The organism is Streptomyces sp. NPDC006510 (assembly GCF_040611955.1).
In the GTDB taxonomy this organism is placed as follows: domain Bacteria; phylum Actinomycetota; class Actinomycetes; order Streptomycetales; family Streptomycetaceae; genus Streptomyces.
On sequence record NZ_JBEXPH010000046.1, the window covers coordinates 17410 to 31071 of the forward strand.

General features: G+C 69.3%; 9 protein-coding genes and 3 pseudogenes. 8 read left to right on the forward strand and 4 right to left on the reverse strand.

All coding sequences use genetic code 11. The features are described 5' to 3' along the window. Nucleotides 1-1491, reverse strand: a complete 1491-nt coding sequence (locus tag ABZY11_RS16640) for a Dyp-type peroxidase (protein ID WP_356479824.1) — start codon at nucleotides 1489-1491, stop codon at nucleotides 1-3. Between the two features lie 384 nt (nucleotides 1492-1875). Between ABZY11_RS16640 and ABZY11_RS16645 the strand changes: the two genes are divergently transcribed. From ABZY11_RS16645 to ABZY11_RS16660, 4 genes and pseudogenes are all read left to right on the forward strand, one after another. Further along, the gene (locus ABZY11_RS16645) at nucleotides 1876-2187 is read left to right on the forward strand and encodes a hypothetical protein (protein WP_356479825.1); all 312 of its coding nucleotides are present in this window, start codon (nucleotides 1876-1878) and stop codon (nucleotides 2185-2187) included. Nucleotides 2188-2413: 226 nt separating this feature from the next. Beyond that, a complete protein-coding gene (locus ABZY11_RS16650) occupies nucleotides 2414-5215 on the forward strand; it encodes a BTAD domain-containing putative transcriptional regulator (RefSeq protein WP_356479826.1) in 2802 nt (933 codons plus the stop codon). A gap of 159 nt (nucleotides 5216-5374) precedes the next feature. Continuing rightward, on the forward strand, nucleotides 5375-5731 hold the full coding sequence (locus ABZY11_RS16655) for a hypothetical protein (protein WP_356479827.1): 357 nt from the start codon (nucleotides 5375-5377) through the stop codon (nucleotides 5729-5731). A gap of 78 nt (nucleotides 5732-5809) precedes the next feature. Further along, nucleotides 5810-6313, forward strand: a pseudogene (locus tag ABZY11_RS16660) (transposase); the annotation flags it as partial. 1075 nt (nucleotides 6314-7388) lie between these two features. Here the strand turns inward: ABZY11_RS16660 and ABZY11_RS16665 are convergent. From ABZY11_RS16665 to ABZY11_RS16675, 3 genes are all read right to left on the reverse strand, one after another. Beyond that, on the reverse strand, nucleotides 7389-8708 hold the full coding sequence (locus ABZY11_RS16665; RefSeq protein WP_356479828.1) for a LysR family transcriptional regulator: 1320 nt from the start codon (nucleotides 8706-8708) through the stop codon (nucleotides 7389-7391). A gap of 619 nt (nucleotides 8709-9327) precedes the next feature. After that, entirely contained in the window at nucleotides 9328-10848 is a 1521-nt protein-coding gene (locus ABZY11_RS16670) for an FAD-dependent monooxygenase (protein WP_356479829.1), read from the reverse strand. A 53-nt stretch (nucleotides 10849-10901) separates the two neighbouring features. After that, nucleotides 10902-11600 carry a TetR/AcrR family transcriptional regulator gene (locus tag ABZY11_RS16675; protein ID WP_356479830.1) on the reverse strand — a complete coding sequence of 233 codons (699 nt, stop codon included), beginning with the start codon at nucleotides 11598-11600 and terminating at the stop codon, nucleotides 10902-10904. A gap of 133 nt (nucleotides 11601-11733) precedes the next feature. On the opposite strand from ABZY11_RS16675, the pseudogene ABZY11_RS16680 reads away from it, so the two are divergent. The 4 genes and pseudogenes from ABZY11_RS16680 to ABZY11_RS16695 form a co-directional block, all read left to right on the forward strand. Further along, nucleotides 11734-12024: pseudogene (locus tag ABZY11_RS16680) on the forward strand (peptidoglycan-binding domain-containing protein); the annotation flags it as partial. Nucleotides 12025-12139: 115 nt separating this feature from the next. Continuing rightward, a complete protein-coding gene (locus tag ABZY11_RS16685) occupies nucleotides 12140-12286 on the forward strand; it encodes a hypothetical protein (protein WP_356479843.1) in 147 nt (48 codons plus the stop codon). 353 nt (nucleotides 12287-12639) lie between these two features. Further along, nucleotides 12640-12837, forward strand: a pseudogene (gene yidD, locus ABZY11_RS16690) (membrane protein insertion efficiency factor YidD); the annotation flags it as partial. 304 nt (nucleotides 12838-13141) lie between these two features. Continuing rightward, nucleotides 13142-13279 carry a transposase gene (locus ABZY11_RS16695; protein WP_356479841.1) on the forward strand — a complete coding sequence of 46 codons (138 nt, stop codon included), beginning with the start codon at nucleotides 13142-13144 and terminating at the stop codon, nucleotides 13277-13279. The last annotated feature ends 383 nt before the right edge of the window (nucleotides 13280-13662 follow it).

The following is a 13662-nucleotide window of genomic DNA, read 5'->3' on the forward strand; positions in this document are numbered from 1 at the left end:
TCAGGAGCCGATTGACTTGTTGGGAAGGTCCTCGCCCTCGGCGAGCAGCCGCAGCGTGCTGATCGAGGGGGTGAAGGCGTAGAGCGCGCCCGCGGTGCGGACGAAGCGCTTCATGTCGACCGTGCCGAAGGTGCCGTCCGCGAGCTCGATCGAGGCCTTGCCGGCGAGGCCGGTGACCTTGTCGAAGCCGTTGGCGACCACCTGGTCGGACCGGCTTTCCCCGGGGGCGAACGCGTCGTCGTTGGACCAGTGCTGCTGGACCAGTTCGAACTGCTCTTCCAGCGAGGTGCCGTAGCAGACGAACATCAGCCCGCGGTCCTTACCGTCGTCCGGGCCGCCTTTGAACTCAGGGCCGTACGGAATGCCGCGGCGCATCAGGCGGTGGCTCTTCGGCTTCTTGTCGACGATTCCGGCGAAGGCACGCGGATGGGTGCGGCGGATGTGCGCGGCCCAGGGGGTGTGCCGGCCGATGGGGTCGTTCGCGTAGTCGAAACCGTTCCGGTCCGAGCCGAGGCCGGTCACGGCGCTGCACGGCGGGGCGAGCGGTGTGCCGTCCTTGGCCCTGCCGACCAGACAGGCACCGAGCCGGTTGGCGTCCATGTTGCCGGTGAAGTTCTTGGCGCCGTCCACCACGGCCTTGTTCCAGCCGGCGACATCCTGGCGAAGGCGGCGCACCACTTGGAGGGAGCCGTTCTTCATCCACGCCGGCGCCTTCCGGTCGCCCTGTTCGCTCTTGTAGCCGAAGACGAACTCGCCGGGTTCGATCAGCTCGGTCCCGGCGTGGTTGTCGCGGAAGCCCTCGCGGCTGGCGTCCTCGCGGTGGAAGTCCTTGACGCCGGGCTGGGAGATGCCGTCCTTGTAGCCGAAGTGCTCGTGACCCTTCAGATCGCCCTTCAAGGTGCGGCCCTCGTCCACATGGACGCGCGTGATCTGGTGGGTCTGCTCGACCGTGTCGAGGTTCTTCAGCTTCTCCTTCAGCAGCTCCTCGGTGTCCGCGGCGACGATGAGGACCGCGTGCACGACCTTGTCGCCGGTGCCGGCCCCGAACAACCAGGTCTTGGGGTCGCTCTCGCCGGTGTCCCCGAGGTCCTTGGCCCGTGCGGCCGCGCCCGCGCAGAACGACGTGAAGGTGCTGAGGTCCTTCTTGATCTGATCGGGTTTGTTGGCGATCGTCACGAGGCCCTCGAAGGTGAGGGAGACCCCGCAGCGGACGGTGGTGATCGACGGGTCGCGGCCGAAGGCCCGGCGGGCCAGCGAGAACTGCTCGTTGAAGTCTTCCGTCTCGTTGGTTGTGGCGACGGTGTTGAGGATCGCGGAGAGCCAGCCGCGGCCCTTGGCGGCGTCCGGGAAGTGCAGGTAGCGGAAGTCCATGAAGTCCTTGTTGAACGCGGCCAGGATGTTGCCCTGGATGTCGGTGGACCCGCGCAGCTCCGGCTGGGGCAGCTGCTCGATGGACGGGACGACGGTGGGACGGGTGGGGGTCGTGGTCACGGTGGGGCTCCTCGCGTGGGGTGGAGGGCGGCGGCGGATTCGTAGGGGGACGGCACGATCACCATCGATCACACAACGTAATGAATAAGACACTTTAAGTAACTGTGTCGCCCTGAGCTCTGTCAAACGGAGGCCATCCCCCAGGCGGTCACACGGCGTCGCCGGGCGGAGCGTCCCCGCGCAGGCGCGGACGCGGACCGGCACCCGGCCGAGGCCGCGGCCTGCGGGGCCGTCGCGAGCCGCCGCTGTCGGCCGCCTGGGTCCCGCCGAGGTGCTGCGCCGGTACCGGCGGGTGTACCGGGTTGTCGATGGTGAGCAACGTCAGTTCAAACGGGATCAGTGGTGGACCTCAAAGCGGTCGATCGCCGATCAGGACACGAGGCAATGCGGCAGCAGCAGGAAGCCGCGCGAGCGGAGCGGGAGGCCCGCCAGCAAGAGCAGGAGGAGGCCGCGGAACGGCGCCGGAAGGAGCGGGAGGAGCAGGAGCGGGTACGGAAGGCCGAGGAGGACGAACGCCGGCGGCTGCAACGGGAGGAGGAGCACCACGTCTACATGGAACAGATGCGGCGGCGGTGGCGGAGGAGGACGCGCGCCGGGAGCGGAAGCGGAAGCGGGTGGAGCGTGAGGCACGTCTCGCCCGTGAGCAGGCCGAGCATGCGGAGAGAGCGCCAGGACCTGGAGACCGCGCGGGCGTAGTGGGCCGGCTGTCGCCGCAGCAGCAAACCGAGCTGTTCGCCGCCGTCGCCGAGTACGCCTGGCGGACGTCGAACCTGCGGGTGGAGATCACGGAGAAGCCGAACGACGACAGCAGATCCTGCAGCTCTTTTCGGTCAACCACCCGCAAATGTCGGACGGTTAACGATCCGCCGCGTCACAGTGGTCTGAAACGATCACCGGGAAGCGGCTTTCGGAACGGGATGCGGTGAAGACACAGTTCGCAGTACTCGGCGAGATCGAAGCACATGTGGACGGCAGGCCGGTCGACCTCGGGCATCTGCGGCAGCGGTCCGTACTGGCCGCACTGCTCGTGGACGCCAACCACACCGTCTCGATCGACCGGCTCGGAGACCGGATCTGGGGCGACCGGCCACCCCAACGCTGGCGCCCCACGCTCTACAGCTACATCTCCCGCCTGCGCCAGGCCCTGGAGCTGGCCAGCGGTGACGAAGTCCGTATCCGCCGTGAACCCGGTGGCTACCAACTCGCCAGTGATACCTCGGCAGTGGACCTGCACCGGTTCCGCGACCTCGTCGCACAGGCCCGCCACACCCAAGACGACGACCGCGCAGCCGCTCTGCTCGACCAAGCCCAACGCCTATGGCGCGGTCCCGCCTTCAGCGCCCTGGACACACCCTGGTACACCACACTGCGCGAGACCATCCACCACGAACGCTTCACCGCCGAACTCGACCGCAACGACATCGCCCTACGCCACGGTCACCACACACACATACTCGCCGACCTCACCACACACGCCGCGGCACACCCCCTCGACGAACGCCTGGCCGGCCAGCTCATGCTCGCCCTCCACCACTCCGGCCGCCCAGCAGACGCGCTACGGCACTACCAACACACACGCCAAACCCTCGCCGAAGAGCTGGGCATCGATCCGGGCCTGCCGCTGCAGCAGTTACACCAACGCATCCTTACCGCTGACGCGTCCCTCGCCGTCCCGGTCCGAACGTCCACCAAAACCTCTTCCTCAGTTCCACGCCAACTACTGGCCCCACCAGCTCTGTTCACAGGACGCGACGAGGAATTGGAGCAGCTCACCAAGTCTCTCGCGGAAGGGCCGGACGGCACCGTGGCGATCACGGTGATCTGCGGTCCAGGAGGTGTGGGCAAGAGCTGGTTGGCCGCTCAATGGGCCAACCGGAGCACGCAGCGGTTTCCTGACGGGCAGCTGTACGCCAACCTGTACGGCTTCGATCCCAGTACGCCGCCCTTGCCCTCGCATGTGGCCCTGCGGGGGTTTCTGGAAGCCTTGGGCGTCGCCCGCGACCGCGTGCCCACCGACCTCGGGGCCCAGTCTGCCCTGTACCGGAGCCTGCTGGCGGACCGGCGCATGCTGATCCTCCTGGACGATGTCCGCGACGCCGAACAAGTGCGCCCGCTGCTGCCCGGCAGTCCCTCCTGCACCGTCCTCATCACCAGCCGCAACCGCCTGTCCGCCCTGATGGCCGCGCACGGCGCCCGCCTGCTGCCGTTGGACATCCTCAGTTCGGCGGAGGCGCACGCGCTGCTGGTAGATCGCCTGGGTGCCGAGCGAACCTCCACCGAGCCCGAAGCCGTTGCCACTCTGGTGGAGCACTGCGCTGGTCTACCGCTCGCCCTCGGCATAGTGGCCGCCCGCGCCGCCATGCACCCTGACTTCCAGCTCGCCGTCCTCGCCGAGGAACTCGTCCGGGCCGCCGACCGCCTCACCGCACTCGACCCCGGTGACCTGACGGTGAACGTGCGCGCCGTCTTCGCTGCCTCCCACCGGGCCCTCACCCCTTCCGCCGGCCGACTGTTCTCCTTCCTGGGCCTGGCACAAGGTCCGGACCTCGGCCTGGGGGCGGCCGCCGGCCTGGCAGGACTCCCCCCGGCCCAGACTCGAGTGCTGCTGGCCGAGTTGGAAGGCGCGCACATCCTGCGGCAGCACCGTCCAGGGCGGTACCGGATGCACGATCTCGTCCGTCTGTACGCCGTCGAGCTCGCCGACGGCATTCCCTCCGTGGAGGCCGTATCCGCCCAGGTCCGGCTGCTGGACCACTACCTTCACAGCGCCTTCGCCGCCAATCTGCTGCTGGACGGCCCGTACACACCCTTCCGGCCCGAACCGGAAGCTCCTGCCACCGGCAGCTGCCCGATCACACCCGACGACACCGCGGCGGCGCTCCGGTGGTTCCATGACGAGCACGACTGCCTGCTGGCCGCCCAGTCGCAGGCCGCTGCCCTCGGGCGCCACCGGGTCGTGTGGCAGTTGGCGTGGACACTCATCTCCTATCACCTGGGCGGGCACCGTCTGCAGGAGTACGTCATGGTGTGGCAAGCCGCCCTGGCCGCAGCCGAGTACGACGGCGACAACCACACCGCCAAGACACTCGCGCACTGGCGCCTGGGATTCGCCAGCGCCCGCGCCGGCGACCACGGGCAGGCGCTCGACCATCTGCGCCATGCCCTCACCCTGGCCGAGCGCAGCAACAACATCGCGGGGCAGGCTCACATCTACCGCACCCTGGGTCGGGTCTGGGAGGAGCAGGGAGACAACGCGCGTGCTCTCGACCACGCGATGCACGCTCTGCGCCTGTACCAGGAGGTGAACCATCCTCTCTGGCAGGCGAACCAGCTCAACGCGGTCGGCTGGATGCACGCGCAGCTGGGGCTCTACACGGAAGCCCGCACCCACTGCGAGCAGGCCCTCGCCCTCTTCCGCGCGGAGGGCTTCCCGGCTCACGGAGCTTCGACCCTGGACAGCCTGGGCTATATCGCCCACCACACCGGCCGGTACCGTGACGCGCTGGACCACTACGGGCAGGCCCTGGAGCTGTTCCGAGAGGTCGATGACACCGCCAACGAGCCCGACACGCTCGCAAACGTCGGCGACACCCATCGTGCCCTTCACCGGTACACGGACGCGCGCACCGCCTGGCAGCGGGCTCTCGAGCTGTACCGGTCCCAGGACCGCACCGCCGAGGCCGAAGACTTGCGCGACCGACTGGAGGCGCTCAGAGACGAGTAGGCGAGGAGGACGCCCGCGCGGGCCCTTGAGGTACCGGGCGGGCTGCTGCCCCCTCGCCCGCCCGGTACCCCTGCTTCCCCCTACTCCCCCGTGGCCGGTCAGTACCAGGGGCTGCACCCGCTGTTGCAGACCCGGACGTGAAACTGGTGGGACTGGGACGTGGTTGCCTGGAACGCCGGGCAGCTCCGGCTTGCTGCTGGTCATGATCTGACCTACCACCATGGTCTGGAGCTGGTTTTTGCCGATCCGGTCTTCGCCAGCTGCCCGTCGAGCTTTCAAGATCCGACGTTTCGTGCTCCGTCGCCTGACGAGCTGCTGGAGGTTACCCGTGGGCTCGGCGGACAACTGCCCGTCATGGTCGCCTTCGAGGCCGACGCTGGCGGGCAGGAGCCTGTCTCATGTCTCATCGCCGCCGAGCGATTCGAGATCGTCCAGGAGACGGTCTTGAGGTACTGGCGCGAGGACGCGGCACCTGGCCAACGCTTCGCTCCCTGGGTCCGGCCTCCAGGCCAGTAGAGGCGCCCGCCTATGCCGCCACCCAGCGCAACCTCTTCAACCGCATGGTCGGGCAGTTCTACCGCTGCCTTCAGATGTCGGCGCAAGCTCCCGCCGAAGGCTGCCCTGCTCGGCCGGTCCAGAGGCGGGCAGACCAGCAAGGTCCATCTCGCCGCCGATCGGAAGTGCCGCCCCCTGGCTCTCCTCCTGACCGCGGGCCAGGCGGCGGAAAGCCCGCAGTTCATCCCCGTTTTGAAGAAGGTGCGGGTGCGCGGGCCTGTCGGCCGTCCCCGCACCCGGCCCGGTGCTGTCGCCGGGGACAAGGCTTACTCGTCCCGCGAGCCACCCCTTGATCACAACCGAATACGCTCCCTAGCCCGCCCGGCACGATCCGCTGTGGCCGCCCAGCCGGAGTCCCGCCGAGCTGCCCGTCAGACCCAGTCGAGCGCGGCCGGCTCCCGCAGGAAGCTCACGAACACCGAGTCGTCGTCGTCCGGGCGGGCAGGGTCGTGGAGCACCTGCACCGCGCCACCCTGGACGAGCACGGACGCATCGGCGTACTTGCGCGTCACCCAGCGGCGCGTGTCGGCAGCGTCGACGTAGGTGACCGTGGCGGTGGCCCCCGCGACGTGCCGCCCACCGGAGTCGTCGCTGGAGTAGTGGATGCGCAGCTCGCTGATGGTCCCGGTGGTCCGCAGCCCCTCGAGCAGCAGGCGGTCCCGGGTGGCGGCGCTCGCGGCGCTGCGGCGCTGGGCCCGGACGGCCGACCACACCAGCAGCAGCGAGAGCACGACCAGAAGGCCCGGCAGCCAGAGTTCGGCGTAGTAGAGGATCCACTGCCCCCAACCCCAGGGCTCCGGCGGTTCGTAGTCCGTCACCACCCAGCCGACGCGGTCCGCCGCCACCCAGCCCCGCGACGCGACAGCGACGCTCAGGGCAAAGCCGGCGACGCCGATCGCCAGCGCCCATCCGCCACCGCCCCGTGCAGCCCGGTAGCCGTCGAGATGATGGGCGCCCACCGGCAGGCCCAGGCCCAGGAGAGCCCCTGCGCCCACCCCGGCGACGACGAGCGGGACCGAGACACCGGAGACGTGGGTGCCGGATGGCGCGTTGAGGAAGATCGCGCGCAGCGCGTCGAACCACAGGGAGACGAGGAGGCCGAGCACGAAGGCGCCCGCGGTGCCGAGGACATACCAGATCACGCCCATACGCAGGGCCGCCGGATTTCCCACCTGACGATCGCGCTGCCGGCGCCGACGCACTGATGGGTCCACGGTCTCCATGGCGCCTCCTGTGGTGCACGTCGGCCCGATCGCCGGGAAACCATGGTACTGAACTGATCGGGTGATGTCGGGGCGTACGGCCGGCTGACGCAGCGAACGCCGGCGACACCCACGGCCCGCAGTCGCCTACTGCGTCTTCCCGGGGGCTCGTGACATCGGCGACTGACGTTGTGGGGCCCCGGACCCCCGACCGGAATGCCTGCTCGGCGGGCGGATCCGAAGCGGCACCGCGCGGCGAATCCCAGTAATCGACCCCGGCGAACGTTCGTGGCCAACGCACCAGCTGGCCTAGCCGGTTTCGTCGATGGCGAGTTGACCATCGTACGGCTGGGCGGCGCGAAGCACCTTCTGGCCGAAGTCGGTGAGCCGTATCCGGTGCCCGCACTGGCCGCGGATCAACAGCTGCCCCTGGAGGTCTTGTTCCAGGTGCTGACGCTGCGGGTCAGTGTGGAAGGACGGATACCGGCTTCACGGCAGAACGCCGCCAGGGTGGGGTAGGCGGCGGCCTGGAGGAACCGGTGCAGCTGCCGCTGCCCGGCGTAGGTGCTCACCGCGGGCTGCAGGAGGGTGGGAAAGCAGTCCACATTCGGGGCGTCGTTCGTGCGCCGTGCCCGCTCCCTTCGCTTTGTTCGCGGGACGGGTGAAGGCCGGGGCGCTGATTGCTGCCAGGTCTCGCGCGGCTGCTCCACGAGAGTGTGAGCCCAGTCCTTGACGGCCCGCACAACTTCCTCGCCGAGCATGGTGAGTTCGAGCTGTCGGCCGCGGCCTGCGCGGATCAGCAGGGGGCCGCCGAGGTCGGTCTCCAGGCGCTTGAGCTGCTGGGTGAGGGTTCCCGTGAGATGTCGTGGGTGCGGCACGCCTCGCCGAGGGTGGGGTAACGGACAACTTGGAGGAAGATGCGCAGTCGGCGGATGGCGTAGGTGTTGTTCAGGCCGGGCTGGATCACCGCAGGTGCCGACGCGAAGTCGTACCGCGCAGCCCGGGGGTTGCCTGTTGTTGCACACCGGGATCCCGAGACTGTGGGCGCGGGCCGCCACGGCCGTCGCGCTCATGCTGGTCTCCCGCCCGAGGTCAGCCAGTGTGCGGCCCTGGACGACGTACTGCTCATGCAGCCTCTGTTTGTCCAGCTTCCTGCGGCGCGTGGCGGGGCGTCGGGGAATGCCGTACTCGTCAGCGAGCACGGCCAGGGCCTTGCGGTAGACACCCGTCTCGCGTTCGATCTCTGTGAACGGGCGGTCCTCGTCCATGTACAGCTGCTCGAACCGGTCCTTGGGAAGGATCTCCCGGGCCAGGGGCACACTCGTGATCACCCGGCCGGAGGCCCGGTCCCGGATCGCCTCGGCGGACAGGTCGGGCGTGGGCAGCGGATACTGGGTCGCGGCGTAGCGAAGGGTCCTCAGGTCGGTGCCGAGCGCCTGCGCGACGGGCAGGGGTGACTGCCCGGAGTTGACGAGCTTGTGCAGCTTGTCGATGTCGAGGTGGGCGGGGTCGGGGCGGGGCAGATCGAGCCCGTCCAGCAGACGGGCCGGCGGCTGCCAGAACACCGGTTCGTCGTGGATGCCGTGCCGCGAGAGGAACGCACGCCCGATCTGGTCGAGCCCGTCGATCAGGCCGCGGGTGAGCAGGAGCGGGAATTGCCCCCACCGGGTCCTGAACGACAGGGAGTTGTTCAGGATCCCCCGCAGTGGCGGCGTCCACTGGGACATCACCTTCATCTGATCCCCCTCCAGCCGGCTGACACCTGCGCCACCGACGCCCGGTGGGCGGCACCCCGTGCGGGTGCCGCCCACCGGGCGTTTCGCACGTGCGGCACCACTCAGGCGGGATGATGGGGCAGTTCCTCGTCAGCGCGGCCACCGGTTCCGAGGGTCCGCCGCGGGGACGGGGGCGCCGACGGGCGGGAACCGAGCACGCCTCGGGCTCGCAGTTCGTCGAGGTCGGACAGGCGCTCTCCGGGAAGAGCGTCGAGCAGGTCGGCCTGGGCGGCGCGGATCCGTGGTCGGGCTCGACCGTACGGCAGATACGTGCGGGTCGCTCGCTAGTGCCGCATCAGGCAACGGACGGGGCGGCGGTGAGGCCGCCGAGTCCTCCGCCGGTGATCGCGATGGGGTGGTGGGTGCTCATGGCTTCTCCGAGGCGCTCGTACGAGGGCGGGCTAAAGCGCCCTGGGTGTAAGGGAGTTGTGGTGCGGCGCCGGGTGGTGGAGAGGGGGGCTGTCGCCGACGCTCTCTGAGAGCGGGCCGGGCCGGGACGCACCTCGTGCCGGCCCGAACACTTCGTGATCGGGGGCCTGTTCACTCAGCCCCGCCCGCTCCCCCTGTCCGCGGTGACCCGCTAGTTCTGAGGGTGGCCGAGCCAGCGGGTCGCGGCCTGCTGGAGCGCCTCAGAGTTGGCGTCGGTGTCTGCCCACGCCACGATGCCGTCCGGCCGGATGAACAGTGCGGTGAATCCGAGGTCGTTGCGCACCGGTCCGGCCGCGTACCGGATCCGCCTTTCCCAGCCCTTGGCCACGTTCTGCAGCGCGCGGTCGGCGGTGAAGTCGAGGAGCACGCCCTGTCCCCGGCGCAGCAGTTCACCAAGGCGGGTGCCGTCTGTGAAGCGGAAGTCGGGGGCGGTGCGGCCGACCAGCGGCTGCTCGCTGCCCAGGTCGTAGCGGTGGAACAGTCCCGACGTCTGCCGGTAGACGTGGGTCACCCCGTCGCGAGTGCTCATCAGGTCGAACACCAGCTTGCGCAGCGCGGGGGCGTTGGGGCCCGGCTTCATGGTCGCCACCTGGGCCCGCGACCAGTCCAGGATCGCGGCACCGACGGGGTGGCGCTCGTCGGTGTAGGTGTCGAGCAGTCCATCAGGCGCGGTGCCGTGCACGGTCGCCGCGAGCTTCCAGCCGAGGTTGACGGCGTCGCCGATGCCAAGGTTGAGGCCCTGGCCGCCGAGCGGGGAGTGGATGTGCGCGGCATCCCCGGCGAGCAGCACGCGCCCCTTGCGGTAGCTGTTCACCTGCATCGCACGGTCGGTGAAGCTGGAGGCGAGCTGAACTTCGGTGAGCGTCACGTCGGTGCCGGAGATGCGGCGTAGGACCGCCTGGAGGTGCTCGCGCGTCAGCGGCTGCGAGCGGTCGAAGGTGCCGCCGTCGAAGTCATTCATGCCCAGGTGGCCTTCGAAGGGCGTGCGCAGATACATGCCGGTCGGCGTCAGGTTGAAGCCAAGCGGCAACTGCTGGGGATCGGCGAAGGTGACCTTGGCGACGTAACCGGTGAACAGCGGCTCGGTGCCGACGAAGTCGAAGCCCACGAACTCGCGCACCGCGCTGCGCCCGCCGTCGCATCCCACCAGCCAGCGTCCCCGGTATTCCTGGCCGCCGGCGGTGGCGGTGACGCCTTCGTCGTCCTGCGTCACAGCGGTGACGGGAACGCCGCGGATGATCTCCACGCCGAGGGTAGCGGCCCGCTCGGCCACCACTGTCGCGACTGCTTCCAGGCTCGTCATGAAGCCTTCCATCGCCGGGCTGGGCAGCCGGAATGGAAGTGCGGACGCGTCGATGCCAGCCGCGTCCAGGCCCATGCCCGCGAAATGGGACACGTCGTGGGGAGCAGGTGCCTCGCTCGCGTCGGGGTCGGCGCCGACCTCCTTCTCGTCGGCTCCCGAGGCATCCATTATCGCTTCGAGCAGGCCGCGGCGATAGAACGTTTCGGCGGAGCCGGCGTTCAGGCCGCGCATGCCGAGCGGGAGTGCCTTCAGGGGCGAGGACAGTTCCCGGTCGCGCTCAAGGACCAGGACCGAGCAGCCGGACAGGGCCAGTTCGCCGGCCAGGAACAGGCCGACCGGGCCGCCGCCCGCGATTACTACGTCATGCATGAGAGTTTCCCTTCTGAAACGAAACAGGGGGCTGCCTGGCCGGATGCGGTGGGTCAGCGCAGGTTGGTGAGGCCGTCGAGGACGACGGCGATGCCGGTGAGGAACTGCTCGCGGTCGTCGTGCTCTCTTATCTGGCCGACGATGGCGTGCATGAACGGGTAGTCCTCGGGGTCGAGTGCCTGCCACGCGGCCGAGGTCGCGTCGAAGAACTCCTCGCGATTCGCGTCGGGGTCGATCCCTGAGGTGTCCCCCTCGACGCGGGCGTTCTGGCTGACCGCGCCGAGGATGTAGTGCACGAGCGTCGAGGCCGCGTCGAACCAGCGGGGTTGCGGAACGCCCAGGGCTCCTACCTGTTGGCCGAGCCTTTCGAAGATCCCCACCGTTACCGGGCCGACCGGGTTGCGGATGATCTGGAGGGTCAGCCGCGTGGCGAGCCACTGGTGTTCGGCGATGGCGTCGAACAGAGCCAGTGCGACGGCGCGGATCTCGCCCTCGGGCGAGGCCGCGGCCCGGGCGGGCTTGGTGGCCAGAGCGGCAGTGATGACGGTTTCCGTCGTCGTGTCCAGCAACTCGTCCCGGTTGCCGACGTGGTAGTAGATCGCCCCCGACCCGGTGGCCAGGCGATCGGTCATCGCCCGGACGGTCAGCGCGCCCTCACCACCCGTATCGAGCAGGTCGATCGCGGTGTCGATGATCTGCTCCCGAGAGAGCACCTGGTTACGCCGCTGAGTCCGGCGTGCTCGTGTTGGCATGTCCCAAATGTGACACATTTGGAGCCCCGTACCAAATTAGATCGGTGAACCATCTTGGAGTATCGTTCTATTTTAGATCAGTGCACCAAATGGATTGGCGGGCCGCGCCGCCCCTGCTCACGAGGGAGGCATCATGCACCCCGTCACGATCATCGGCGCGGCCGAGCGAGTCGGCGCCCGCGCTCACCGGTCACCCCCGGCAGCCTCAGCCGCCCGCTCCGCCGCCCCCGCTTCCCAGGACCGGCAATGGCCCACCCTGCGCACCGGCAGCCAAGGAGGCGCGGTCACCGCCCTCCAGCAGCTCCTGACCGCACAGGGGCACTCCCTGACCGCCGACGGCGCGTTCGGGGGCCTCACCGCGGCCGCCGTCCATGCCTTCCTGAAGAACCAGGGCCTGCAGGCCGACGGCGTCGCCGGTCCGGACACCTGGAACGCTCCGGTCACCGCGCCCACCGGCGCCCGGCCCGGCACCGGCCAAACCGCCCAGCCCAACCCCACCGGGTACTCGTTGAAGTTCACCAAGAACCAGAACCACCCCGATGTACTCGACCCTCTCCCTCGTCCACAACGGCAAGGCGGTCAAGAGCTACCTCGCCAACTCCGGCATGGAAGTCACCAACGAGTGCGTCGGCGACTGCCGCCGCCATCGAGCTGCGCCACGTCGCCCCGGCCAGCCTCTGGAGTGACTTGGGCGCTGCGGCGGGCTGGGCTTGCCGAACGTGTTCCGCCGGGGTCACCAGGGCCCTTCGGCGCATCCTCAGCCGTCCGTAGGATCATGCCGAAGTCGAAGAAAGGGGCAGGTCAGGTGGCGGGGCGACGCAAGGGCGGCAGAGACAACGGGGACAGCAGTCGAAAGGAGAACTGCGTCGACGTGTGCGCCGACAGCTGTTTCTGGAGCCGTACGTGCTGCCCCGACATGTGGCTCGTCTCCCTTCTCCTCGTTGTCCTGCCTCGGGCGGCCGGGTTCTCGAGATCCGCTGGTGCGGATCCGGCGGCGCCCCGTCCGGGCGGCCGGGCGGCGGGCGCGCTGTATGAGGTCGTCCGGCGCTACCGCACGAAGGCCAGTCCATTGCTGCCCGCGTGCTGTCCGTACACGCCGAGCTGCTCCACCTACGCCGTCAAGGCGCTGCACCAGCATGGTGCGCTGCGTGGTGGCCGGCTGGTTCTGGGGCGTCTTCTGCGGTGCCGGCCGGGAGCTGCCCGGCGGCGGGGATTCCGCGATCCGGTGCCCGGCTGACAGGCCGGGATGCGGTATGGCACGTGAACGGATTCGGTGCGACGCCGTCGTGGACACCGGGCCCGGGAGATCGTGGAGGGGTACGAGAGTGCGGCGTCACGCTGCGCCGGGTCATGTACCGGCTCGCCTCTGAGGGCGTGTTGCCGCACACACCCTCGATGTACCGGCACTTGTCCTCCCACCTCGCCCAGGCCCACCGCGAGACCTGATCGACACTCTGCGCGGGGTCCACGTTCCGCCGGCCTGGCCGGACGCCGGCAGGTTCCTGCGCGAGAGCGTCGACTGGTTCGGCCTGGACCGCACGATCGGTCAGCAGCAAGACGCGATCGCGCTCGTCGATTCCTCGGGCAAGACGGTCACCGCCGTCGCCCGGGAGCTCGGCATCAGCTCGGAGTCCCTGCGCGGCTGGTACCGCCGCCAAGGCGGACCGGGGCGAGAGTGAGTCCGGCGAGCTGACCAGCGCCGAACGCGAGGAACTCGAGCGGCTGCGCAAGGAGGTCCGCGAACAGCAGCAGACGATCGGGATCCTGAAAAAAGCGACGGTCTCTTCGTGAAGGAGAACGACCGGTGAGCGAAGCTGTACCGGTTGATCCATGCGGAGAGGGCGACTTACCCAATCGTCCTGCTGTGCCAGGTACTGAAGGTCGCCCGCTCCTCCTACTACGCCTGGCACGAGGGCGGGACCGCCCAGCGAGAAAACAGCGTAGCCCGGCCGCCTGAAGCCGCTTGCGCTACTCGCGGAGCTTCTTCTTCTGCGCCTCCGCCTTCGACACCGGCTCCTGTCAGCAGTTCGCCGGACTACTCCGCGTGCGCCTGGACACCCCG